This is a genomic window from Rhodococcus sp. NPDC057135, assembly GCF_042670865.1.
Lineage (GTDB): Bacteria > Actinomycetota > Actinomycetes > Mycobacteriales > Mycobacteriaceae > Rhodococcus_F.
In genome coordinates this window covers 261,546-285,941 of record NZ_JBHUUU010000006.1, presented here as the reverse complement: position 1 = coordinate 285,941, position 24,396 = coordinate 261,546, and the positions used below count along the sequence as shown (strand labels likewise).

At 61.7% G+C, this 24,396-nt stretch carries 21 protein-coding genes; 11 read left to right on the top strand and 10 right to left on the bottom strand.

The window, feature by feature from the left end:
• The first annotated feature begins 153 nt into the window (after positions 1-153).
• Positions 154-1,386, top strand: coding sequence for a PucR family transcriptional regulator (locus tag ACFT1A_RS14295; RefSeq protein WP_378447521.1), 1,233 nt, complete (start codon positions 154-156; stop codon positions 1,384-1,386).
• A gap of 4 nt (positions 1,387-1,390) precedes the next feature.
• On the opposite strand, the gene ACFT1A_RS14290 is transcribed toward ACFT1A_RS14295, so the two are convergent.
• Positions 1,391-1,738 (bottom strand): hypothetical protein, encoded by a 348-nt coding sequence (locus tag ACFT1A_RS14290; protein WP_182261544.1) that lies wholly within the window; start codon positions 1,736-1,738, stop codon positions 1,391-1,393.
• 225 nt (positions 1,739-1,963) lie between these two features.
• Here ACFT1A_RS14290 and ACFT1A_RS14285 point away from each other — a divergent pair, with 225 nt between their 5' ends.
• Both ACFT1A_RS14285 and ACFT1A_RS14280 read left to right on the top strand, forming a co-directional pair.
• Positions 1,964-3,049 (top strand): TerC family protein, encoded by a 1,086-nt coding sequence (locus ACFT1A_RS14285; protein ID WP_378447520.1) that lies wholly within the window; start codon positions 1,964-1,966, stop codon positions 3,047-3,049.
• Between the two features lie 175 nt (positions 3,050-3,224).
• Positions 3,225-4,154: an alpha/beta hydrolase gene (locus tag ACFT1A_RS14280; RefSeq protein WP_378447519.1), complete on the top strand. Its 930-nt coding sequence runs from the start codon at positions 3,225-3,227 to the stop codon at positions 4,152-4,154.
• Here ACFT1A_RS14280 and ACFT1A_RS14275 read toward each other — a convergent pair.
• The 5 genes from ACFT1A_RS14275 to ACFT1A_RS14255 form a co-directional block, all read right to left on the bottom strand.
• On the bottom strand, positions 4,137-4,790 hold the full coding sequence (locus tag ACFT1A_RS14275; protein WP_378447518.1) for a Dabb family protein: 654 nt from the start codon (positions 4,788-4,790) through the stop codon (positions 4,137-4,139). The genes ACFT1A_RS14280 and ACFT1A_RS14275 overlap by 18 nt on opposite strands.
• A 10-nt stretch (positions 4,791-4,800) precedes the next feature.
• Complete coding sequence (locus tag ACFT1A_RS14270) at positions 4,801-5,148, bottom strand: hypothetical protein (RefSeq protein WP_378447517.1); 348 nt, start codon at positions 5,146-5,148, stop codon at positions 4,801-4,803.
• A gap of 60 nt (positions 5,149-5,208) precedes the next feature.
• Positions 5,209-6,699, bottom strand: coding sequence for an MFS transporter (locus ACFT1A_RS14265; protein WP_378447516.1), 1,491 nt, complete (start codon positions 6,697-6,699; stop codon positions 5,209-5,211).
• Positions 6,700-6,853: 154 nt separating this feature from the next.
• Positions 6,854-8,317: a benzaldehyde dehydrogenase gene (locus ACFT1A_RS14260; protein WP_378447515.1), complete on the bottom strand. Its 1,464-nt coding sequence runs from the start codon at positions 8,315-8,317 to the stop codon at positions 6,854-6,856.
• A gap of 92 nt (positions 8,318-8,409) precedes the next feature.
• Complete coding sequence (locus ACFT1A_RS14255) at positions 8,410-9,300, bottom strand: LysR substrate-binding domain-containing protein (RefSeq protein ID WP_378447514.1); 891 nt, start codon at positions 9,298-9,300, stop codon at positions 8,410-8,412.
• A 124-nt stretch (positions 9,301-9,424) separates the two neighbouring features.
• On the opposite strand from ACFT1A_RS14255, the gene ACFT1A_RS14250 reads away from it, so the two are divergent.
• The 3 genes from ACFT1A_RS14250 (at position 9,425) to ACFT1A_RS14240 (ending at position 12,966) form a co-directional block, all read left to right on the top strand.
• The gene (locus ACFT1A_RS14250; protein ID WP_317826081.1) at positions 9,425-10,792 is read left to right on the top strand and encodes an NAD(P)/FAD-dependent oxidoreductase; all 1,368 of its coding nucleotides are present in this window, start codon (positions 9,425-9,427) and stop codon (positions 10,790-10,792) included.
• A gap of 134 nt (positions 10,793-10,926) precedes the next feature.
• A complete protein-coding gene (locus ACFT1A_RS14245) occupies positions 10,927-11,679 on the top strand; it encodes an IclR family transcriptional regulator (protein WP_378447513.1) in 753 nt (250 codons plus the stop codon).
• A 99-nt stretch (positions 11,680-11,778) separates the two neighbouring features.
• On the top strand, positions 11,779-12,966 hold the full coding sequence (locus tag ACFT1A_RS14240) for a 4-hydroxybenzoate 3-monooxygenase (RefSeq protein ID WP_378447512.1): 1,188 nt from the start codon (positions 11,779-11,781) through the stop codon (positions 12,964-12,966).
• 30 nt (positions 12,967-12,996) lie between these two features.
• On the opposite strand, the gene ACFT1A_RS14235 is transcribed toward ACFT1A_RS14240, so the two are convergent.
• From ACFT1A_RS14235 to ACFT1A_RS14225, 3 genes are all read right to left on the bottom strand, one after another.
• Positions 12,997-13,353, bottom strand: coding sequence for a DUF4440 domain-containing protein (locus ACFT1A_RS14235; RefSeq protein ID WP_378447511.1), 357 nt, complete (start codon positions 13,351-13,353; stop codon positions 12,997-12,999).
• 48 nt (positions 13,354-13,401) lie between these two features.
• Positions 13,402-14,721: a ClC family H(+)/Cl(-) exchange transporter gene (locus tag ACFT1A_RS14230; protein WP_378447510.1), complete on the bottom strand. Its 1,320-nt coding sequence runs from the start codon at positions 14,719-14,721 to the stop codon at positions 13,402-13,404.
• 106 nt (positions 14,722-14,827) lie between these two features.
• Positions 14,828-15,448 carry a LysE/ArgO family amino acid transporter gene (locus ACFT1A_RS14225; protein WP_378447509.1) on the bottom strand — a complete coding sequence of 207 codons (621 nt, stop codon included), beginning with the start codon at positions 15,446-15,448 and terminating at the stop codon, positions 14,828-14,830.
• Between the two features lie 75 nt (positions 15,449-15,523).
• On the opposite strand from ACFT1A_RS14225, the gene ACFT1A_RS14220 reads away from it, so the two are divergent.
• The 5 genes from ACFT1A_RS14220 (at position 15,524) to ACFT1A_RS14200 (ending at position 22,701) form a co-directional block, all read left to right on the top strand.
• Positions 15,524-16,417: a LysR family transcriptional regulator ArgP gene (locus ACFT1A_RS14220; protein ID WP_378447508.1), complete on the top strand. Its 894-nt coding sequence runs from the start codon at positions 15,524-15,526 to the stop codon at positions 16,415-16,417.
• Positions 16,418-16,549: 132 nt separating this feature from the next.
• Positions 16,550-18,022 carry a class I adenylate-forming enzyme family protein gene (locus ACFT1A_RS14215; protein WP_378447507.1) on the top strand — a complete coding sequence of 491 codons (1,473 nt, stop codon included), beginning with the start codon at positions 16,550-16,552 and terminating at the stop codon, positions 18,020-18,022.
• Between the two features lie 85 nt (positions 18,023-18,107).
• Positions 18,108-19,955 (top strand): DUF3556 domain-containing protein, encoded by a 1,848-nt coding sequence (locus tag ACFT1A_RS14210; RefSeq protein ID WP_378447506.1) that lies wholly within the window; start codon positions 18,108-18,110, stop codon positions 19,953-19,955.
• The gene (locus ACFT1A_RS14205) at positions 19,952-21,385 is read left to right on the top strand and encodes a phytoene desaturase family protein (RefSeq protein WP_378447505.1); all 1,434 of its coding nucleotides are present in this window, start codon (positions 19,952-19,954) and stop codon (positions 21,383-21,385) included. Before ACFT1A_RS14210 ends, ACFT1A_RS14205 begins: the two co-directional genes overlap by 4 nt.
• Positions 21,386-21,420: 35 nt before the next feature.
• On the top strand, positions 21,421-22,701 hold the full coding sequence (locus ACFT1A_RS14200) for a PucR family transcriptional regulator (RefSeq protein WP_378447602.1): 1,281 nt from the start codon (positions 21,421-21,423) through the stop codon (positions 22,699-22,701).
• 102 nt (positions 22,702-22,803) lie between these two features.
• On the opposite strand, the gene ACFT1A_RS14195 is transcribed toward ACFT1A_RS14200, so the two are convergent.
• The gene (locus ACFT1A_RS14195; RefSeq protein ID WP_378447504.1) at positions 22,804-24,105 is read right to left on the bottom strand and encodes a DUF222 domain-containing protein; all 1,302 of its coding nucleotides are present in this window, start codon (positions 24,103-24,105) and stop codon (positions 22,804-22,806) included.
• Positions 24,106-24,396: the final 291 nt, after the last annotated feature.

Here is a 24,396-nt window from a genome sequence, read left to right as displayed (position 1 = left end):
GGGTTGCAGTGAGGTAAATCTGCAGCGCCGTGAAACTGCAGTGAGATGTGATTGTGGACCAGCCGAAACCGGGTTACTAGGGCTTGATGCCCGAACTCGAACGCTAGGTTTGTGACAAAGTCACAATCGGGGTCACGAATCGGGGAGACGGATATGGACACATCGGAGTTGGACGGCTGGATTGCAAATCTCGCACCCATCTATCTCCAGCCGGAGGTGATCGACGGTTTCGTCCAACGCATCGACGACGCCATTGCCCTGGCCAATCCGGAAGTCGCAGCGGACAGGGAGCTGCGACGCGATGTGGATGCAAGCACCGCGGCGCAGCTCCGCGTCATCGTGGCCGCGATCGCGGGTGGTTCCCAGGAGGTCACGCCGCCGGCGGAGTCGGTTGCGCTCGCGCTCACCGTTGCCAGGCGCGGAATGGATCTTCGAGTCCTGCTCAAGATCTACGGTGCCGGACGCCTCGCGATGCTGGGCTTCGTCGACGAGTCGATCGAGGCACTGCCGATCGGTCCGGAACTCAAGCGCGCGCTTCTTGTTCGGGTGTGGGGTTCGGCGATGCGATGGCTGGAGGTGACCACCGAATTGTTGGTGGCCACTTACGCGAAGGAGCGGGAGAGTTTGGCGCGCGGCGCTTTTGCGCGTCGATCCGAGACCGTTCACGCGATTGTCGCCGGCGAAGCTCTTCACTCCGAAGAGGTTTCGCAGATTCTCGACTACCCGATGCGGCGCCACCACACCGCATTTGTTCTCTGGACGGACGACACCGACCCGGCTGCAGACGTATTGACGCGATTGGACTCGTATGCACGTTCCTTGGTGGGGGAGTCGAACGGCGAGCGAGTGCTGACGCTACCTTCGGGTGCGCGCGAGGTGTGGTCGTGGGTCGCGCATTTCGGCCACCTGGAGTGGGCGTCGCTCGATCATGCTCGGAATGCGGATCTTCGTGTCGCAGTGGGGGCCAGCGGTTACGGAATGGAGGGATTCGCTCGCAGTCATCGCGAGGCGCTCGCCGCGCAGCGCGTCGCAGTCCGGTCGACGGGTTCTTCGCCCGTCACCGTCTACGAGGACGTTCAGGTTCCCTGTCTGCTTACCGAAGATCTGGGCGAACTGCGTGCGTTGGTGGCTCGGGAACTGAAAGGCCTGGCGGGCGCGGACACCGTCACGACGCGTATCCGTGACACCGTCCGGGTCTATTACGAGAACAATTGCACTGCAGCCGCTACGGCCGCGGCGCTCGGCCTGCACAAGAACACTGTGCGGTATCGACTCGATCAGGCCGAAACGCTACTAGGTCGCAGCGTCGACGATCGGCGCCTGCCGACGGAGTTGGCGCTCATCGCTCTGGAGAGTTACGGGGTCAGTGTCTTGCCCGCCGGGTGATTCGCTACTGCATGTCGTCGAGGCCGGGGAGCGAGTAGCCGGAGTTGTCATCCCAATCGGCAGGGGTGTCGTCGAGTGAAACGTCCCAGTCGGCGTCCGGCACTGCTCTGCGAAGCTCGGTCAGAGCGTTGAACCAGTAGACGAGCGAAGGAATTACCTCGGTCGGATCGCTCGAGATCTTGGTCGAACCGTTGAGCAAAGTGTTGGGGATATCCGACGGGTAGAGGTCCAGGACCTCGTAGTCGAACGGAAATTCGTCGTTGTGGACGGCGATGAGTCGGTCGACTTCGGCCTTCTCGTCATCGGTCAGCGGTGTAGTGCGGACGGCGGAGTAGTACAACGAGGTGCTCATGCTTGCCAGGCTAGAACAAGATGCCTTCCAACGGCGGTTTCGGACGCAACACCCTAAGATTGCATGGTCTCGGCAACTTCAGGTCGAAAAGTCGTCGATATTTCGACAGGGATGGATAGAAGTCGGCAAGGAACACTGGAGAAGACGGCGAGACGGCCGTCCGAACCCAGTGAAGGAGCTCCCCGTGACCGCAGTCATCAGTGCCATTCGGGTAGGTGGTCAGCGATGAACGTTCCCATGTGGGCGTGGGCCGCGTTCGCCGCAGTCATCGTCGTCATGTTGCTCATCGACCTGCTCGCCCACCGCGGCGCGCAGGTCATCGGCTTCAAGGAAGCGGCCTGGTGGAGTGCACTCTGGGTCGGTTTGTCTCTCGTGTTCGCGGTGGTTGTCACCCTGACCTTGGGGGTGAACTCGGGCGTCGAATTCACCACGGCCTGGCTGTTGGAGAAGAGCCTCTCCGTCGACAACCTCTTTGTGTTCGCCCTGATCTTCGGTTACTTCAAGGTGCCCCGTGAGTACCAGCACCGTGTGCTGTTCTTCGGTGTCATCGGCGCCCTGATCTTCCGCGGCATTTTCCTCGCCGCCGGCGTTGCCGTGGTCAGCAAGTTCACGGCCGTGCTGTTCGTCTTCGCCGCCATCCTGCTCTACAGCGCGTACAAGCTGCTCAAGGATGACGACGAGAGCTTCGATCCGGGAACCTCGCTGGCAGTTCGCCTGCTGCGCAAGATCATGCCGGTCCGTGAGGAATACGCCGGAACCAAGTTCTTCGTCAAGGAAGCCGGAAAGCGCGTCGCAACACCGCTGTTCGCCGTCGTCGTCGCCATCGAAGCCGCCGACCTCGTGTTCGCAGTCGACAGCGTCCCGGCAGTGCTGGCAGTGAGTGACGATCCGTTCATCGTCTACTCCAGCAACGCGTTTGCGATCTTGGGACTGCGTGCCCTGTACTTCCTGCTCTCGGGTCTGCTCGAGAAGTTCCACTACCTGTCCAAGGGTCTGTCGATCATCCTCGCCTTCATCGGCGTGAAGCTGATCATGCAGGCAAGCCACAAGGTGATCAGCACGTCGATCCCCGAGATTCCCTCATTGGTCAGCCTCGCGGTGATCATCGTCGTATTGGCAGGCTCGATCATCCTGAGCCTCAAGAAACCGCTACCGGAAGCGCCTGACGCCGAGGAGGTTGCGCCCGGTGACACTCCGGTCGAGCTCGGGAAGGCAGGCAGTGAAGCCGAGACAGAGGCTTCGGGCATCGAGCTCGCGGCCGGCGATCGTGATGACGACGACGACAAGGTGGATGCTCGCAGTAGGAGCTGACACCTGATCGGCTGAACCGAATCGAAAAGGGAGACCACACAACGAGGTGTGGTCTCCCTTCTCGTTTCTCACGACTCTCGCTACAAAACAGACCACTGATCGGGAAGGTGTGTTCTCACTCGGCAGTGGGCGATCTACCTTGGCGAATGCCCGACGTCCGAGATCAGGAGTGCCCATGACAATTCACGCGGAAGTCGTCACAATGCTGGCCACGCTCAACGCAGCATTCCCGGACGTCACCAGCTTCGACCCGTCGGAGTTACGCGCTTTGCTTCGGAATCGACGAGCTCCGCTGGAGCGGCTTCCCGATATGCGCGCGGTCGACGATCTCGCAATCGACGGCCCTGGGGGGGATCTGTCGATCCGCGTCTACCGCCCGCACGCTTCCTCCGATGCCATTCCGCTGGTCGTCTTCGCTCACGGCGGAGGCTTCGTGTTCTGCGACCTGGACAGCCATGACGAATTCTGCCGGTCCATGGCGGAAGGCGTCGGCGCCGCTGTGGTCTCCGTCGATTATCGTCTGGCCCCTGAACATCCCGCCCCGGCAGCACACGACGACGTCTATGCCGCAGTGGAGTGGGCAGCGAAGCACGCGGCAGAGTACGGCGCTGACCCGAGCAGGATCGTGCTTGCCGGCGACAGCGCGGGTGGCAATCTTGCTGCGACAGTTGCCATCGCCGCCCGCGATCGTGGAGGTCCGGAGGTTGCGGCGCAAGTTCTCATCTATCCCGTGATCGACGATGATTTCGACACCGAGTCCTACCGTCTCTACGGCACCGACCACTACAACACGACCACGGCCATGAAGTGGTACTGGGACCAATATGCGCCCGAACGCCGAGATGACGTGCGGGTGATACCTACTCGGGCAGAGTCGTTCACCGATCTTCCAGCGGCAGTCATCGTGACAGCTGAGCTGGATCCGCCGTGCTCGTCCGGCGACGAGTACGCGAAACTGCTTGCCGCGGCCGGCGTCCCGGTGCAGCATCATCGCTTCGACGGGTTATTTCACGGGTTCCTCACTATTCCGTCGCTGTCGCTCACGGAACCGGCACGACAGAAAGTATGGGCGATGATCCGCGAGGCGTCAGCCGTCACTCGATAGGAGCTCTTCGCTCAATTCGCCGAAGGTATGACAGATTCTGTCCCGCACAATGACTTCGGTGCATTCGGGGTCGAACCATCGATCAACGACGCCCCAATGGATCGGATGGTCGAGGTATTGGGTCTGCAGTGACACGAGATCGGTGAACTCCTGCTCCCACACGTGGGTCCACGGTGCTTCGTCACATGCAGATGGTGCGCCGGTCGCGGCGCTCACTCGACTGAGCCGCCAGGCAGCGATCGAGGAGATATGCCCGGGCATCTTCAGCAAGTCGCTTTCGAAGCGTTCGATTGCGTCCTCGGGGGTATGGGGTGCAACGCGAATCAGCAGCGCTCGGTACACCCCGTTCGGGCCGGTGGCGCGCGAGCGACCCTCGGTTCCGGAAGCGTACTCGGCGCCGTGAAAGCGCTCGACGGCGTCGTGGTGAAGTCCGGCGTCAACGGCACCTCGACCGGCCTGCCACGACGCTTCGTCCTCGAACTGGAGATGCATGATCAGATCTCCGCCGTTGATGACGCCGGGCAGTGTGGCGGTGACGAGATGGCGAACTGATCCAGACGATTCTGCCACTGCTGCAATGGTGTTCATCGCATCGACCCAGCTGGCCGAGTCAGCGGTGTCGGCTGCAAAAACCACCCTTGTGACGTTATACATCGGCCAGTCCCTCGACGTCGTCGGCAGCGGCAGCCATGGTGCGGCTTCGTTCGGCAATGAGCGGAGCCATTGCGTCCCACCATTGCCGGAGAGTGGCGTCACCGCGGCTCGAACGAGTCATCGCCCACCAACCGGCGGTCCCTTCGACGGTCCACGTGATCGTGACGATGTTGGACTCGTCCTCGGCCCACAGCGGCGGACTGACAAGCATGTTGTCGAGAGTCAGGTTGCGGCGACTGGCATTCGGCAGGTAGCCGGCGCGAAACTCGTCGACGAACTTCTGCCCACATCCGGGATTCGTGACTATCCGGTCGATCACGTAGAGCGTCTCACCTGGCATCTGCGCAGGCTACGGTGCGCTTAACCCCCTGCGGTACTTCCGATCTCACGCAGCGGGAGGTTATTCCGTGGAGGCTGGGGAACGCGCCGGGCGCAGACCCAGCCACCCGACCAAACCGACGAGGGCGAAGGCCACGGCGGCGGTCACGAACGTGACGGTGAAGGCGGATTCGCTGGGCAGAGCGGCTACGCCCTCGGGAAGGTTCGCGATGGTCATCGAGGCGAGAATCGTGGTCACCACTGCACTGCCCATGGCGCTGCCGGTGGAGCGCGAGATCGAGTTGATGCCGTTGGCTATTCCACTCTGGCGATGCGGAACACTCGACATGATGATCGCGGGCATGGCCGCGTAACCCAGGCTGACGGCGGTGCCGATCACGATGCCGGCACCGATGACCGATGCGGTGTGCGTGTGGTCGTACGCGAGCCAGGCGAACGGCACCGCACCACAGATCGCGGTGAGTCCCAGGACGAAGCGTGGCCCGCGCACTCTGATGAGGCGCCCGCCGATCGGTGCTGCGATCAGCGAGGCAATCGCTCCCGGCAGTAGGAATTCCACCGACGCACGCAGAATGCTGGCGTCGAATCCGTATCCAGTGAGGGCGTGGGGAAGTTGCACGAGATAGGAGATGCCCAGGAAGTTGGCGAACATTCCGAAGCCCAGCATGACCCCCGCCAGGTTCGCCATCATCACGGGCCGGTGGACGAACATCCGCATGTCGACCAGCGGTTCGTCGACGATCTTCTCGATCCAGACCCAGACTGCGAACATCACGATCGAGCCCAGGAAAACACCGATGGTCAAGGGCGAGATCCAACCCCATTGGTGGCCTTGCGAAATCGACAACAGGAGCAGAAGGAGTGCAGCGCCCAGGCTCAGCGCACCGATGACGTCGACGCGCCCACCGCTCTTGTGCTTGGTTGCCGGCACCAGCGTGATGACGGCGACGAGAGCAAGCAACGCGAACCCGGTGGCCATCCAGAAGGCGTTGCGGTAGTCGGCATCCGGAGCCGATGTGAGAAGTCCGGTGGCGACGAGGGCGAGTCCACTGCCGAATGCAAGAGTTCCGCTGACCAATGCCATCGCACCGGGGAGCTTGTGCGGGCGAACCTCTTCGCGCAGAACCGAAAGAGCCAGCGGGAAGATGGCGGTGGCAGTTCCCTGGAGGACGCGTCCGAGAATGAGAAGTGGCAGATTGTGTGCCAGCGCGGCGACGATCGAACCGATGACCATCACGATCAGAACGCCGACCAGCGTGCGCTTCTTTCCGTGCTGATCGCCGTAGCGACCCAACAGGGGAGTGAAGACGGCGGCCGAGAGCAATGTCGCCGTCGTCACCCAACTGATGCCGGCCGCGGATGCGCCCAGATCGGACTGAATGCGTCCCAAAATCGGAACGGGCAGCGTCTGCATCATCGAGACGATCATCGCGGCCAGGCTGAGGGCCCCGATGATGACAGCCTCGCGGCGCGGGGATGTTACGACGGATATATCCGGGGTGTCGCAGACCGTTGGTTGCGCAGCACTGTCGGTCGTCACTGAATTCGTCAAGTGGGTCCTTCTCGGGAATTACAAGAGAAAATGCTTAATGTGGCGAAGTAATTTTCTCTGGATGGTAAGTCCGCGAGATCGATCCCGTCAATGCTGGTCAGTGAGCCACCGGGACACGCCTGGTATTTGTCGGATCAGCTCGGTGTTTGTCGAACTAGAAGGGGTAGACCGGGAGTGTGCTCTGGGCCGTCACCCACTGCGTTTCGGTGAAGGCGTCGAGGTTTGCGCCGATACCGCCGACGCGGCCGCCGTTACCCGAAGATGCCATGCCGCCGAACGGGATGACGGCTTCGTCGCCGACCGTCTGATCGTTGATGTGTACGAGGCCGGTGGGGATCTGTTGAGCGAGTTCGAGTCCGCGCATGGCGTCGGAGGTCAGAATGCCCAGCGACAATCCGTATTCGGAATCGTTGGCTATGGCGACGGCTTGTTCGACGGTGGCAAAGGTGGTCACCGGTGCGACCGGCCCGAAGACCTCGTCGGCGAAGGCCGGGGCGGTCAGTGGGGTGTCGGCCAGCACGGTGGGCCGGTAGAAGAGATCTTCGTAGGTGCCACCGGCAGCCAGTTTTGCTCCGGCCGCGATGCTTCCGGTGACCAGGGAGTGGATGTGGTCGCGTTGTTTGGCGTCGATGATGGGGCCGAGTGCGACCTGACCGGTGAACGGGTCGCCTACCGGAAGCTTGTCGGCGCGTTCGGCAAGGAGTGCGGTGTAGTCGGCAGCGATACTTTCGTGGACCAGTTGACGGCCGGTGGTCATGCAGATCTGCCCCTGGTGCATGAACGAGCCGAAAGCGCCGACAGATGCGGCCTTTTCGAGGTCGACGTCGTCCATGACGATCAGCGCGTTGTTGCCGCCGAGTTCGAGATGTGCTCGTTTGAGGTGGCGGCCTGCCAGTTCGCCGACAGCCCGTCCGGCGCGGGTCGACCCGGTGAATGCGATGACGCGAACGCTCGGATGAACCACGATTGCCTCACCGGCGTCAGCCCCGCCCGGCAGCATGCTGAACACTCCGGCGGGCAAGCCGGCTTCTTCGAAGATGCGAGCGAGAACCACACCGCCACAGATCGCCGTGCGCGGGTCAGGCTTGAGGATCACCGAATTACCCAGTGCCAGTGCGGGAGCGACTGCCCGGATCGACAGGATGATCGGAAAGTTGAAAGGCGCGATGACGCCGACGGTTCCGACGGGTACGCGACGAGAGAAGCTCAGTCGAGGTTGCTCCGAGCGCAGCACTTCACCTACGGGGTGTGCGGCCAGGGCTGCGGCGTTGTAGCACTCCTCGGCAGCGGTATGGGTTTCCAGTCCGGCCTTGGCCGGGATGCTGCCGGCCTCCCGGATCACCCATTCGCCGATTTCGTCGGCGTACTGCTCGAACAATTGACCGGCGCGGCGCAGAACAGCGGCGCGTTCGGTGTAGGGGCGTGCTGCCCAATCCTTCTGAGCTGCAGTAGCTTTTGTTGCAGCGGCTGCCACGTCGTCGGGTGTTGCCATGCCCACCGTCGTCAGCTGCTTGCCCGTGGCCGGTTCGACGACGATGCGATCTTCGGCGTTACCGCGGACCCATTCACCGTCGAAGATCTTCGATTCCCACACAGGTTCGCTCAACAAGCTCGACATGGCTGCTCCTCGAGAAAGGGATGCGACTGCGCGCCGCATCACATGGTTACCCACCACGTTGCTCTGTGAGGAGGTCGATCACCATCACACTTTCATTCAGTGAAAGACGGGTTCATTGCGTCCTTGAGTGCTTGGATCAGATCGGCGAACTCGGTGGAGAAGGTGATGCCGCTACGGGTCACCCCGGACACCGGAATTCGCAAGCGGCCGTGCGATTCTCGCATGAAGCTGATTCCAGCACGTGGAGATTCGCCTGCGGTGATCGAATACAGCAGGGTCCAGGCGCGAGGGTTGGTGATCACGTCCAGCGTGGCGGTGTGATCGCTGGGAATTGCGGGGCCAAGTTGTACGCGTCGATCTATTTCGCGAAACGCGTCCTCGACCACCTTGTGGATGAGGACCTGGCTTTGGCGTGGCGGCAGGAGCAGGGGATATGCGGCCAGATCGTTGAGGTCGACGCTTTGCTGACCGGCCAGGGGGTGCCGGCTCGACATGACGACCAAGAGATCCTCGACGCCGAGGTCCAGGGGCTCGAGCCCGGGGCGGTCGACGCCGCCTCGAATCAGTGCGATGTCCGCATCGCCGGAGGCCACGGCGTCCATGCGGTGGGCGAAACTCTTGATGACGAACTCGACGTCCAGGTCGGGGTGAAGTTCGCGCACGTGTGCGATGGCGTCCAGCGTCTGAGCGGCAAAGCTCATGTTTCCGGTGATCCGGATCCGGGCTCGCGGGTCGCGTGCGACGGAGTACGCCATCGTTTCGAGGCTGAGGACTTGCTGCGCGATGGGCACCAGTCGCGATCCTGCCGGGGCCAGCCGAACAGCTCGGGTCGAGCGTTCGAAGAGCGTCGCGCCCAGCTCCTTCTCCAGTCGCGCGACCTGATGGCTGATCGCCGACTGCGAGATGAAGCAGCGCTCGGCAGCTCGACTGAAGCTCAGTTCCTCGCTCACGACGAGGAAGTACTTGAGTTGGCGGAAGTCCATGAAGACAGCTTACTTATGAGCAATCGAGATAACAGTCTTGCGAATACTCCAGCTAGCTGGACCGGACCCATGATCAGTCCATACCGTAATAGTCATACTTTCAATTTGGTTGAGGAGATTTGTTGTGGATAGAACAGCTGCGGGTCGCGCAGACATCGACGCGACTGGACACGAGCAGACTCAGGTAGTGATCGTCGGTTCGGGATTCGGAGCCCTCGCCGCGGCCAAGACCCTCGCGAAGTCCAAGACGCCGTTCGTCCTCATCTCCGCCACCACCGAGCACCTCTTCCAGCCGCTGCTCTACCAGGTGGCAACGGGTGTTCTGTCGGCCGGCGAGGTTGCTCCGCCCATCCGCACGATCCTGCAGAAGTACCCCAACGCCGACGTGCGCCTCGGTCGCGTCGTCGAGGTCAACGCCGAAGAGAACACGGTCGTCTACGAAGCCTCGGGCACCCGCCATACGCTCGGATACCGCTCGCTCATCGCAGCCACCGGTGCCACGCAGGCGTACTTCGGTCATGACGAGTTCGAGAAGGTCACCTACAAGCTCAAGACCGTCGAGGACGCCGAGGTACTGCGCAAGCAGATCCTGCGCTGCTTCGAAGAAGCTCACACCACCAACGACGCGCTGGTTCGCCGCAACCTGCTCAGCTTCGTTGTCGTGGGTGCAGGCGCGACCGGCGTCGAGCTCGCCGGACAGATCAAGGAACTGGCGCGTCGCTACTTTGCGAAGGCCATCAACAACATCAGTGCCGACGAGGTCACGGTCACCATGGTCGAAGGCGCCGGCGTTGCGCTTCCGGCCTTCGGCGGCAAGCTCAGTGAGTACACGCAGGCCTCGCTCGAGAAGTCGGGTGTCGAGGTAGTCCTCAACACCATGGTCACCGCCATCGACGAGCACGGCGTCACCGTCTCTTCGGCAAAGACCAAGGAAGAGAAGCGCATCGACGCCGAGACCGTCATCTGGTCGGCCGGTGTACGCGCCAACGACTTCGCCGCAGTGCTCGGAGAGGCAACCGGTTGTGAGAGTGACCGCGCAGGTCGTCTGCTCATCAATCCGGACTTGACCGTCGGCGGATTTGCCAACGTCTTTGCCATCGGCGACATGACTTCGCTGAACGGTCTACCGGGTCAGTCGCCCGTTGCAATGCAGGGTGGCCGTCACGCCGCGAAGACTGTGAACGGAAAGGTCAAGGCAGGAACGCCTTTCAAGTACTTCGACAAGGGCAGCATGTCGATCATCAGCCGATTCAGCGCTGTGTGTCGCGTCCGCAAGGTCGAGTTCAAGGGCACGATCGCCTGGTTCATGTGGTTGGCCGTGCACGTGATGTACCTGGTGGGCTTCCGCAACCGGTACGTCGCCGTGATGTCGTGGTTCGGATCGTTCATCGGTCACCGTCGTCCGCACTTCCATTACGCACAGGAGCCGATGAAGATCGAGGCCGCGCCGCCGGTGACCGAACGCGAACCGGAATTGGCGCACTCCGCGTAGCTCTGCACCGCTCGAACACGTTTCGCCTGATGTCAGTCACACGGCTTTGTCAGTCACACGGCTTTGTAAGTCACACGGCTTTGTAAGTCACACGGCTTTGTAAGTCACACGGCTTTGTGAGTCACACTGTGTGAATGGCATCAGGCGACCGTTCGTTGATCGGCCGGGCATTTATCGTGCTCGGTGCCTTCGATGCGACGTCTCCTCGGTTGACTCAATCGGAGATCAGTCGCCGCACCGATCTACCTCTGCCCACCGTCCATCGACTGTGCGGGCAGTTGGTGGCTGCCGGCGCCCTCGAGCGTCGGAGCGACGGCAAATACCAGGTCGGAGTCCGGTTGTGGGAGATCGGCGCTCTCGCTCCCGGGGCGCACGGTCTGAGACAGGTGGCGTTGCCGTTCCTCGAGGACCTGTACGAGGTCACCCGGGAGAACGTGCAGTTGGTTGTCCGTGAGGGCACCGAGGCGCTGTACCTCGAGCGCTTGTCCTCGCGTAGCGCCGTCACCGTGGTCGGCCGCGCCGGCGGTAGGTTGCCGTTGCACGCGTCCAGTGGTGGCTTGATTCTCCTGGCGCACGGCGGAACCGAGCTTCTCGACGACGTCCTCCGAGCCGGCCTCGAGGCGTTCACACCCAAAACCATTACGTCCGAGCGGATCTTGAGAGCAACTCTCGACGAGATCAGACGCACCGGATTCGTGGTGTGTCGTGAGTATCTGAATGTCGGAACTCTTGCCGTTGCCGCTCCGGTCCGCGAAGCCGGCGGCGACGTTGTCGCAGCGGTGTCGACAGTTGTTCCGGTGGAGCAGGATCCGGCTCCCTTACTGCCGGCCTTGGCCGCGGCTGCTCGCGGAATATCACGCGGGCTTGGTGGCGGCGGGCTTCGATAGCTCATTTTCGGTCTTTCACTGAGTGAAATTGCAGCTGTTCAGGGGAGCGGTCGTGGTTGAGGGTGGTCTCAATCGCCACTCACCTCAGGAGTTCTCTGTATGTCTTCGTTGCGCACCCAGGTCGGAATCGTCGGTGGTGGTCCCGCCGGGTTGATGCTCTCGCATCTCTTGCATCTGAAGGGGATCGACTCGATCGTCCTGGAATGCCGCACCCGTGAAGAGGTGGAAGGCACCATTCGTGCGGGTGTGCTCGAACAGAATACCGTTGATCTCATGGTCGAGACCGGACTCGGTGACCGACTGAAGCGAGAAGGTCTCGAACATCACGGAATCGAGTTGCGATTCGGTGGGCGAGGGCACCGCATCGCATTCGACGAACTGACCGACGGGCGCGCAGTCACGGTGTACCCGCAGCACGAGGTGCTCGTAGACCTGATTGCGCGACGCCTCGCCGACGGCGGGGACATTCGATTCGGAGTGACCGACGCGCGAGTGCACGATCACGAATCAGGTCGCCCGAGTATTACTTTCGTCGACTCGGACGGAAGCGACCAGAAGCTCGAGTGCGTCCTGGTGGCCGGTTGCGACGGGTCACGAACCGAAACACGAAAGCTGATTCCCGAACCGTCGATCCGCACGGATCATTTCCGGCAGTATCCCTTCGCGTGGTTCGGCATCCTGGCCGAGGCGCCGCCGTCATCGGAAGAATTGATCTACGCCAACCACGAGCGTGGGTTTGCGCTGATCAGCACACGGACGCCCGAGGTGCAGCGTCATTATCTTCAGGTCGATCCGGACGACTCCGTGGACAACTGGTCCGACGATCGAATCTGGGACGAGCTGCACAGGCGGGTCGACGGTGAGGGTGCAGAGATCAAGGACGGCAGGATCTTTCAGAAGTCGATCCTTCAGTTCCGCAGTTTCGTGTGTGAGCCGATGCAGCACGGCAACCTCTTTCTTGCTGGGGATGCGGCACACACCGTGCCGCCGACCGGCGCGAAGGGAATGAATCTCGCGATTGCGGACGTCTACGCCTTGGCAAAGGCAATGGACAGTTTCTTCACCTCGTCCGACCGAAAGATGTTGGACGGGTACACCGAAACGGTGCTGCCGCGTGTATGGCGGACGCAGCACTTTTCGTGGTGGATGTCGTCGATGCTTCATCGCTTGCCAGACGACAGCGGTTTCGGCCATCGTCGTCAGTTGGCTGAGTTGGACATGGTCACGCGCTCGGTGGCCGGACGAACGTTGATCGCCGAGAACTACGTCGGAACGCCCTTCACCTAGAGGGCTGTTCGCAGGTTGAACATTGTGCAATCAGGGGAGCGGGGTGCCTTGATGGTGTACCAATTGCCATCCGCTCGGTGTTCGACGCCACAAGGATGTGCGCCGCGCGCGACGCATCCCACGAACTGAATCCCACTGCGTGAGGACGTATCCGTCGTCGATGATTCGAGCGGTCATATTGTGAACTTCGATGCGGTCGCCGTCGATCGGCTCGGTCCGCAGTGATTCTACGGTCGACGGGAGGTCCCAGACGCTACCCGACGCGCCTATCTCGATGAAGTCTTCGGCGAGCAATGCGAGCACACGTGCGCTGTTGCGCCTGCATTCGACAGTTTGCAATTCCCGCTCCAGGGCGAGGACTTCCCCGACGTCGGTGCGTGGGGTCATGGATGCTCCTCTGCCTACACATCATGGCGCTGACGATGTTGATCATGATCATCCCAGAGGAGGGCGTCGAGCTTCCAGCATCCGTTCTCGGAGACTGTCGTAGATGGGGGCCGACCCTGCCACGGTAGCGACGAATACCGCTGCGGCCGTGGCCGCAAGCATCGGGACCAGCGTCGACGTCACCGCTGTCATCTCGACCACGATCACGATGCCGGTGAACGGTGCGCGCACCACGGCGCCGAAAAACGCAGCCATGCCTACGGTGGCCATGGTGATCGTGAGTCCGGCGCCGACTCCGGGCACGAAGCTCGACAGTCCGGTGAAGATCGACCCCCACAGTGCGCCGAGTGCGAGTAGGGGCGCAAAAAGCCCGCCGGGAGTTCCAGCAGCGTACGACAGCGGGCCCGTGAAGAACCGAACCACCAAGTACAGCAGCAGAATCGGCAGAACGAAGGTCCTGCCACCGACGATCATCTGTGCAAGAACGTCACCGCCCCCACTTGCCAGTGGGTCGAGGAAGAGCGTCAGGCCGATGACGGCGCCGATCGTTGCGCCGATGACTGTCGGTGGGATCCTGTCGAGTCGTGCAACGATATCGAGTAGTCCCAGAATCAAGCGGTTGTACGCGATACCCAGTAGCCCCGTGAGGATTCCGAAGACGACAAACAGTGGCAACAGTGCGAGTTGAGGTGTCGGGACGGTGCCGACCTCGAAATCTGGTTGATCGCCGATGACAAGTCGTGCACAGCCCACCGCGACCGAAACACCGAAAAGCGTTGGCAGAACAGTGCGTAGCCGGAACGAGTGCGTCACCTCCTCGCAGACGAACAGTGCGCCGGCGATCGGAGCGTTGAACGCAACGGCGAGTCCTGCTCCGGCCGTTGATGTTTGCAGCATGGCGACGTCCGGTTCGGCAAGGTGGGCCCGTCGTCCCGTTTCCGCGCCGATTGCAGCGCCCATGTGGACGGTGGGGCCTTCGCGGCCGAGGACCAGACCCGAGCCGATCGCCAAGAGGCCGCCGATGAATCTGGCGGGCACGAGATTGATTCCCGGCGGCTTCGCTTCACCGCGGGACACTGCCTCTACGTGCTGGATACCGCTTCCCTGTGCGAGGGGTACTCGTCTGACGATCAGAACAGCAAGGACGGTGCACAGCGCAACCAGGACGACCGGCACGAGCCACCCGACGTACGGAACGTGATGCGCCCAATTCACGATCGTCTGACGAAGTTCATCGGCTCTGATCAGACACCATCGGAACGCGCCGCCGACAAATCCGACCACGACGCCGGCGGCCGTAGCGAGTAGACACAGCAAACCCAGTCCGCGGTAGGAGTCACGCGGTTCGGAGTCGACATCCTCGGTCATCGTGATCAGCCCTACCTGATGGTCACAACTCTCGACAGGTGAATTGAGCCTTCCTCACCTTGGACGGTAACCCATCCCGATACCGGACAGTGCTTGTATCGCCGGGTCACAATTCGGTGAGCAGACTGATTCCGAGAACTGTCATCATCACGGCGATCAGAGCGTCGAGAACCCGCCAGGCGCTGGGTTTTGCAAAAAGCGGTGTCAGCAGACGCGCGCCGTAACCGAGGGCGCTGAACCAGACTGCACTTGCGGTGACGGCGCCGACTGCAAACCACCACCGTCCGATCTCGCCGCGACCGTTGGCAATTGAACCCATCAGCACGACGGTGTCGAGATAGACATGTGGATTCAGCCAGGTGAGTGCCAATGCCATCGTGACGGCGGTAAGTCTCGACCCGTTGCCATGTTGATCCGGTGCCAACGTCTGCGGTCGAAGTGCTCGTTTGGCGGCGAAGAGTGCATAGCTGAGCAGGAAAAGGGCACCGGCGATGCGAACGGCAGTGATCAGTGACGGTGCGTGTTCGAGGAGGGCACCGATTCCGCCGATGCCTGCAAGGATCAGAACTGCGTCTGAGACGGCGCAGACTGCGACGATCGGGAGTACGTGCGAGCGCGTCAGGCCTTGGCGAAGAACGAATGCATTCTGTGCGCCGATTGCGACGATCAGAGAGAGTCCGACTCCGAAACCGACGAGGGCCGACGCAGGGTCGGTGGTGCTGAGCATGTTGTCGAGCCTGCCCCGCAGATTGTAATCAGTCCAGCTAATGATTCTTAGGATGCATCAGAGTAGCTTCAGATTATGTTGGACTTCGAGCAACTGAGGGCATTGCACGCTGCGGTCGACGAGGGGACCTTTGACGCGGCGGCGCGGAAGTTGCACATCACGCCATCGGCGGTCAGTCAACGGATCAAAGCTCTCGAGACCTCGGTAGGCCGGATCCTGGTGCAGCGCACCAAACCCATCAGGGTTACCGATTCCGGGCGGGAAGTCCTGCGTCTTGCCCGTCAGATAGATGCCCTTTCGCGCGATACCGTGCGAGAACTCGGCCTTGAAAACGGTTCGGGAACATTCGCCCGCGTCTCTGTCGCGGTCAACGCCGATTCGCTGTCCACCTGGGTTCTGGGTGCTCTCGCGGAGTTCACGCACGAGGTCAGTTTCGACTTCCACCTCGACGATCAAGACCACACCACCGAACTGCTGCGCGACGGTTCGGTCATGGCCGCTGTCACGTCGGTCGCGTCGCCGATTCAAGGGTGTTCTTCGAGTCGGCTCGGCATAATGCGGTATCGGCCGATGGCGAGCGCGGAGTTCTGCCGTCGTTGGTTTGCGGATGGTGTTACGGCAGAATCTCTTTCCGTCGCGCCGCTGGTGGTGTTCAATCGGAAAGATCTGTTGCAGGATCGGTATCTCGATCAAAAAGTCGGCCATCCCGTCGATCCGCCCCGCCATCTTGTTCCTTCGTCGGCAGATTTTGCGGACGCGGTTCGGCGGGGATACGGCTGGGGGCTGATACCGGACCTGCAGCGTGGCGACGACGAGCATTCCGGGGCGCTGATCGAATTCGACCCGGACTTCGTGGACGACGTTCCGCTGTATTGGCAGCAGTGGAAACTGTCGTCGCCAGTCTTGCGCCGGATCTCCGAAGTGGTGACGCAGCGGGCTCGCGAGGTGTTGCATCAGCCCTTGATCTGACGTGCGCTGCACATGCGGCGTTGTGCTCCGGGAACAAAGAACCTGGATAAGTTGATCTCCTGGGACCGTTTCTTCGACCACGGGACACCGATAGTGTTTTGAGTCACACACGAATGAAAGGTGCTGACTCTCGTGGCGGACATCGGATATCTGGCTTGGGATCTTGCAGAGAAGTACGGGAAGAAGCCGTGCCTGCGGGACGACCACGTCGAACTCACCTATGAGGAGTTCGCAGATCGCACGGAAGCTGTTGCCGCGCAATTGGCCGGACTCGGGATCGGACTCGGTGACGTGGTGGCGATCATGCTGCCCAATCGCGTCGAGTTGCTGATCGCGATCATGGCTGCCTGGCGCGTAGGTGCTGCGGCTACACCCATCAACCCGATGTTCACTGCAAACGAAGCGGATTACCAGATCGCGGACTCCGGTGCCGAGTTGGTCATCACCGCCACTGCCGACGCGCCCTCGGGTGGCCGTGCGGTATTGGTCGTCGACGATTTGGCGACAGTGCCGCCGACGGATCTGCGGCCCGGAATCGATGTTGCAGCAAACGATCTGGCTTTGCTCATCTACACCAGCGGTTCCACCGGGCGACCCAAGGGAGTGATGCTCTCGCATGCCAACCTGCAGTTCATGGCTTCGTCGATGGGCAAGAACATCGGTGTCACCGGCGCGGATCACTGCCTGCTGATCTTGCCGCTGTTCCATGTCAACGCGATCTGCGTCAGCGTCTTGACGCCCTTGCTCGTCGGCGGGCAGGTGAGTGTCACCGGCAAGTTCTCGGTGTCGAGATTCTTCGGCGACGTTGCGCGGCTTCGTCCCACGTATTTCTCGGCGGTGCCGGCAATCTACGCGATGCTGACCTCACAGCCGGAAGACTCCTCGATCGACACGTCGTCCTTGAGGTTTGCCGTGTGCGGTGCGGCGCCGATCAGCAAGGAACTCCTCGAACGCGCTGAGCAGCGTTTCGGTTTCGTGATCGTGGAAGGTTACGGACTCACCGAGGGGACCTGTGCGTCGGCCTGCAATCCTGTCGAGGGGGTGCGCAAACTCGGCACGGTCGGACCGGCGCTGCCCGGCCAGCAGATTGCGATTCTCGCCGAGGATGGAACCTTTGCGCCCGTCGGTACCGCCGGAGAGGTAGTCATCAAGGGCGGCAACGTGATGCGTGGCTATCTGGGTAAGCCGGAGGAGTCTGCGAAGACTGTCAAGGACGGTTGGTTGCACACCGGTGACGTCGGTGTCCTGGACGAGGACGGCTACCTGACGCTGGTGGACCGCATCAAGGACATGATCATCCGTGGGGGCGAGAACATCTACCCCAAGGAGATCGAAAACTCTCTCGCCACACATCCTTCCGTGCTCGAAGCCGCCGTCATCGGCGCTCCGCACCAGGTCTACGGAGAGGTACCAGTTGCCTATGTCGTCGCCTACCCCGATGCGCCCGTCACCGAAGACGAACTGCTCGAACATGTCACGGCCTTGCTCACCCGAGTAAAGGTGCCAGTGGCGATCTACGTCGTCGATACGCTTCCCCGAAACCCGGTGGGCAAGATCGACAAACCTGGAATGAGACGAGCTTTGAGCGCAACTCCCGCTCACTAGTCCCTTCCCAGTAGTACCAGCACAACTCGACGACGTCCGTCGAGTCGATCCGTCATGCCCACATTCCGTATTTCAGGAGCACATCATGGGATTCAAAGAAGGAAACTTCCCTCCCGTCGATCCGGCAACGTTCATGGACAAGCCGTTTCTCGAGCGTCTGCGTGACATGTCCACGCACTGGGTGGATTACGGCTTCGGTACGCCGAAGATGGTCCACACCGTCTACATCATGAAATTGTTGTTCCTCTACCTGGCAGCTGGAACAGCCGTTGCCACTTTGACTTCCGGCCTCTCGTGGTTCGACATCGGATCGTGGTGGAACCAGCCGATCATCTACCAGAAACTCATCATCTGGACGATGATGCTCGAGATGCTGGGCCTGGCAGGATCCTGGGGCCCGCTCGCCGGCCACTTCAAGCCGATGACCGGTGGAGTTCTGTACTGGATCCGCCCCGGCACCATTCGCCTGCCACCGTGGCCGGGCAAGGTGCCGCTCACCTCGGGTGACACCCGCACGATGTTCGACGTTGTCATCTACGTTGCCGCAGTTGCGAATCTTCTTGTTGCGGCCGTGCTTCCGGGTGTGCACACTGCCGGAATCGATTCGGCCTTCGCTGACAGTGCCGGACTGGTACGCCCGACGGTCTTGTACTCCTTCCTGGTACTCATGGTTATTCTCGGGTTGCGTGACAAGGTGCCCTTCATCGCGGCACGTAGCGAGCAGTACCTGCCGGCAATCTTCTTCTTCACGTTCCTGCCCTTCGTCGACATGATCCTGGCGCTCAAACTGCTGATCGTCATGGTGTGGATCGGTGCCGGTGTCTCGAAGTTCGGTCGCCACTTTTCGCTGGTGGTCCCCCCGATGCTCAGCAACACGCCGTGGATCCCGTCGAAGAAGATCAAGCGTGCGCACTACCGGAACTTCCCGGAGGATCTGCGGCCTTCGCACCTGGGCGGCGGCGTCGCTCACGTGGCCGGAACGATGGTCGAAATCGTCACCCCGTTGATACTGCTGTTCTCGACGAACAAGACCCTCACGATCCTTGCCGTGATCCTCATGGTCGGATTCCACCTGTTCATTGCGTCGACCTTCCCGCTTGCCGTCCCACTCGAATGGAATCTTCTGTTCGCTTACGCCTCGGTCTTCCTGTTCCTGGGATTCCCGGCGTGGGACGGCTACGGACTCGGCGCCATGTCCTCGCCGTGGATTGCTGCGGGAATTGTTGCAGCCCTTGCCTTCTTCCCGATTCTCGGAAACCTTCGACCCGATCTGGTGTCGTTCCTGCCGTCGATGCGTCAGTACGCCGGCAACTGGGCATCGGCGACGTGGGCCTTCGCGCCGGGCGCCGAAGCCAAGATCGACCAGTTCATCAAGCGTCCGTCGCCGGATACCCGCAATCAGTTGATGACGATGTACCCCGAGGACGTGTCCGACGTCGTTCTGCATCAGCTGTTGGGATGGCGTTCCATGCACAGCCAAGGGCGTGCGCTGTTCTCTCTGATGATCAGGCACCTCGGCGACGACATCAACACGTACTCGCTGCGGGAAGCCGAGTTCATGTGCAACTCCATCGTCGCCTTCAACTTCGGGGACGGCCACTTGCACGACGCGAAACTGATCGCCGCGATTCAGCGTCGCTGCAACTTCGCGCCCGGTGAGTTCCTGGTGACCTGGATCGAATCGCAGCCCATCCACAAGGGAACGCAGGAGTACCAGGTGATCGATGCGGCTCTCGGCGTCATCGAACGGGGTACGTTCAAGGTCGCCGACGCAGTCGCCGAACAACCGTGGTTGCCGAACGGGCCCATTCCGTTCGACGTTCAGTGGACACTGGACGTACGGGCCGACCGCGCGGCGACAGATCCGCAGGTTGTCTCCGAACCGAAGATGCGTACGAGGATCAGCGGTAGCGAGCAAGAGGTGAGTAAGTGACAAAGGCCGTAGTCGTCGGCAGCGGGCCCAATGGGCTCGCTGCCGCGGTACACCTTGCGCGTAGCGGTGTGGACGTGCAGGTGCTCGAGGCCGCCGACCAGATCGGCGGAGGCACCCGCTCCGGTCCGATCGACGTCCCCGGATTGATTCACGACCACTGCTCGGCGTTTCACCCGATGGGTATCGGATCGCCGTACCTGTCGAAACTGGACCTCGAGCGATACGGGCTGATCTGGAGATGGGCAGACGTGGACTGTGCGCATCCGCTCGACAACGGCGACGCAGGTGTTCTGTACCGCTCGCTGGAGCAGACCGCGGCGGGGTTGGGTGCGGACGGGCAGCGATGGCAACGGATGTTCGGTGACTTGTCGACGGGATTCGACGCTCTGGCGTCCGATCTGATGCGCCCGATCGTCAACGTTCCACGCCATCCGCTGCGGCTTGCGGCTTTCGGCCCGCGAGCACTGCTTCCGGCCACCGTGACCGCGAAACTGTGGAAGACGGAGAAGGGCAGAGCATTGTTCGGCGGGGTCGCCGCGCACGCGTTCTATCCACTCAACCGTCCGGCGACGTCGGCGGTGGGGTTGATGATCACGGCTGCTGGTCACCGCTACGGGTGGCCGGTCGCCGAGGGAGGTTCGCGTTCGATCACCGACGCCATGGCAGCGATGCTCCTCGATCACGGTGGCAAGGTCGACACCGGCGTTCGGATACGCACCGCCTCCGAGATTCCTGACGCCGATGTTGTTCTGCTGGACGTCAATCCGGGTGGTGCGCTCGAAATCCTGGGCGATCGCCTTCCCGCCCGAGTAGCGAAGGCCTATCGAAAGTTCAAGCAGGCTCCCGGGGCCTTCAAGGTTGATTTCGCCATCGAAGGCCACGTGCCGTGGACCAATCCGGATTGCGCTCGGGCCGGAACAGTCCATCTGGCAGGTGGTTTCGAGGAGATCGTGGCAGCTGAGCGTGACACGAATTCAGGCCGTATGCCGGACCGACCGTTTGTGCTTCTCGGTCAGCAATACCTGGCTGATCCCACCCGCTCTGCCGGGAACATTCATCCGTTGTACGCCTATGCCCATGTGCCTCACGGTTACGCCGGCGATGCTACGGAAGCGATAACTCGTCAGATCGAGAGGTTTGCGCCGGGGTTCCGGGAACAGATCGTCGCGACGTCGAGTCGTAGCACCTCTGATCTGGCACAGGACAATCCGAATCAGGTGGGCGGCGACATCATCGGAGGTGCCAACACCGAACTGCAAGTTGTCTTGCGTCCGCGCATTGCAGTCGATCCGTACAGCACTGGGATCGCGGGCACCTACCTGTGCTCGGCCTCGACCCCGCCGGGCGCCGGAGCACATGGAATGTGTGGGTACAACGCGGCCGAATCGGCTCTGAAGTACCTGCGACGGAAGGGCGCGGAAGTTCTGTGAGTAGCCCATCGCACAAGGAGCGAGGCGCCGGTGCAATGCGGCGCCTCGCCCGGGTGCCTGCAGCCGCGGAACCGGAAGTGCTTGCCGTGGTTGCCGAATTGGCCCGGCGACTCGACGCGCGCAGCGCCGATATCGCGCGTGAGATGGCTTTCATGATGGCTCACGAAATCGACCAGTTGGACGCCGATGCCAATTTGCTCGAAATGCTCGAAGCGAGCGTGCAGGGAAATATCACGACGATCATCCACGTGTTGGCCAACGACATTCCGATCGATCATCTCCAACCCACCACTGCCGCGGTGGAATACGCTCTGCGGCTGGCGCAGCGGGACGTTCCGTCCAACTCTCTCGTTCGCGCCTACCACATGGGCCAAGGCGATCTGATGCGGATCTGTCACGACGAGATCAGCACACTGGACATTCCGGCACGACTCACTTTGGCTGTCCTGAAACACACTTCGGATGTGGTCTACAGCTACATCGACTGGATCACGCTCTACGTCTTCGACGCGTACGAGCGGGAACGCAGTCGATGGATGGCAGCGCAGGGAAACCTCCATTCGGCCGCGATCCACGCGCTCTTGTCCGGCACCAACGCAGATACCGTTGCTTTCGAAGCGGAGACCGGATACCGGCTTGGTCAGAACCACGTCGCCCTGGTGGTCTGGTCGACGTGGGATGCGGACGTCATGGGCATCAACACCCTGGACCGACTCGTACGCGATCTCGGCGCGGCGGCGGGAGCAGACAAGCCGCCGATCATCACCGCCATCGATCGACGCACCGTGTGGGCGTGGCTGCCCTTCGGTCGCCGGGTGCCTGCGGCGGATCCGGCAGTTCTCGCGGCGGCAGTGCCGTTGGACGGCGGAGCGCGGGTGGCAATCGGACTGCCAGGGTCAGGGGTCGAAGGATTCAAGCGGTCCCACGAACAGGCCACGGCAGCCTATTCCGTTGCTGCCGTACCGGATACACCGCAACGCCCCGTGGTGAGTTTCGGGGACCGAGGCATCGCCGTGGTATCACTCCTGTCGGAGAACATCGATTCTACGAAGTCATGGGTCTGGGAGGTACTTGGTCCGTTGGCGGACGATACACCTTCTGCCGCATCCTTGCGGACGACGCTGAGCGTGTATTTCGCCCACGGGGAGAGTCATCTGCACACGGCCAATTACATGAACTTGCACCGTAATACGGTGAAATATCGCATCAACAAGGCTCTCGGCGATCCGGTCGCCGCGGGCCGAGACAAGTTGGATCTCGCTCTGGCCCTGCAGGTTTGTGAGTTGTTGGGTAGATCGGTCTTGCGCCCCGCATGAACGCCGTGAGTATTGGATGCGGCACGGCCTGTGGGCTCCGTATCGGGTGCTGATGTCCGATGCGGAGCCTGGCCGTATTCTGTTGCGCCTGAGAAGCTGTTCTCAGGTTTTGAAGGTGGTGTTCGCCGGCCTGGGGTGCTGCCCGGGGTCGATCGAGGGCGGCGGGATGAACCACGGTTTGTTGTCGACGCCTATTCGGATTTCCCATTTTCCGACGAACCCGGATTTTCGGTGCATCAGTCGGTGGTGTGAACGGCAGAGTAGGACAAGGTTGTTCATCACCGTCGGGCCGCCGTTGGCCCAGTGCTTAATGTGGTGCGCATCCGTCCAGGCCGGTACGCATGTGCAGCCCGGGAACGCGCAGCCCTTGTCGCGGGCGATCAGGGCGACGCGTTGTTCGGCGTTGACCAACCGTTTTCCGGGTTTCGCATCGAGGGGCGCGCCGTGGTCGTCGAGTAGGACGGTCGACAGGAAGCAGTCGCACCCGAGGAGCCTCGTCTGCGAGACCGACAGCGGTCCGAGCCATGGCATGTGCCCGACATCAAGATCCGACGGGGACTCTTCACCGTCGGAGGGCGCGGCGGCGCAATCGCGGTGCTCAGCGAGATCGCGGGCGTTGATGTGTACGTTCACATGTGGGCGTTGCCCACCATCGGTTCCGGTTTTGGCGCAGTCGAGGTAGCGGCGGATCAGTTCGGTGAACCCGTCCGCGGTCCGCTTCGCCGCCGACCGTGCGTCGGGAGTTCCATCGGGCGCCGGGGTCGGCATCGTCAGATTCGAAAACGCCGACAGCAGCATTTCGCCGGTGAGGGCGTCGAAATCACCGCGCACCACCACCCGACCGTTCAACGTCGAGGCGATCCGCAGTTCGTTCCGATCGACATCTTCGGCGGGCGGAATCTCATCGGATTCGAAAACGCGCTCCAAGGTCGCGATGACATGCCGAACCTTCGTCGTCGTCGCTTCCACGCCCGACGCTGCTGCGAGCAGCAGGTCGATGCAGCGAGGTAGCGCCTCCTCCGGCATCCCCTTCGGCGGGGACTCACAAAACGCCACGATCAAAACGGCGTGATCGAACGAGCAATCCCCATCATCGAAGCCTGCTGCCACGGCCGGGAACGCGCGCAGCGCGGCGCCCAGGGCGGCGATCTTCTTCCCGTCCCGAACCTGCAGCATCGTGTTCGCCGCCAACCAAGAACCGACACCGCGGCTGGCAATCACCTGATCATCCGGACGCATCGCCAGTTCGTCTACCACCGCCACCCGAACGGCTTCCAGGCGCAGAATCTCCGCACTCGCCTCGACAGCAGCCTCACGTAACTCGGCAGCAGTCAACCGCCACAACTGCCCGCGTAACCCCACCGCAGAACCCGACACCACGTCTGATGATGTGTCGATACTCATTGAATCCCCCGATCCCCAACCTCAATAATACTCGAACAGACGTTCGAGTCAATAGTCCGTCGAAGCTCAACTTTCCAGGAGTGTTTCTCGGGTCGCATTCCGAGAATTACAGAGGGACTGCCTATTTGAGGTGTTGCGCGACTGGCATATTCTTCCCGTGCCGGCTATCTGAGGCGGATTGCCATGCTTGGCAAGTGAGAGCACATCGGGGCCAAGAGGTTGATGTAAGTGGGCCGTGTCGCGCATGGGATCGGCCTGACTCTGCGATGTCAGCGGGTTGTCATACTGTGG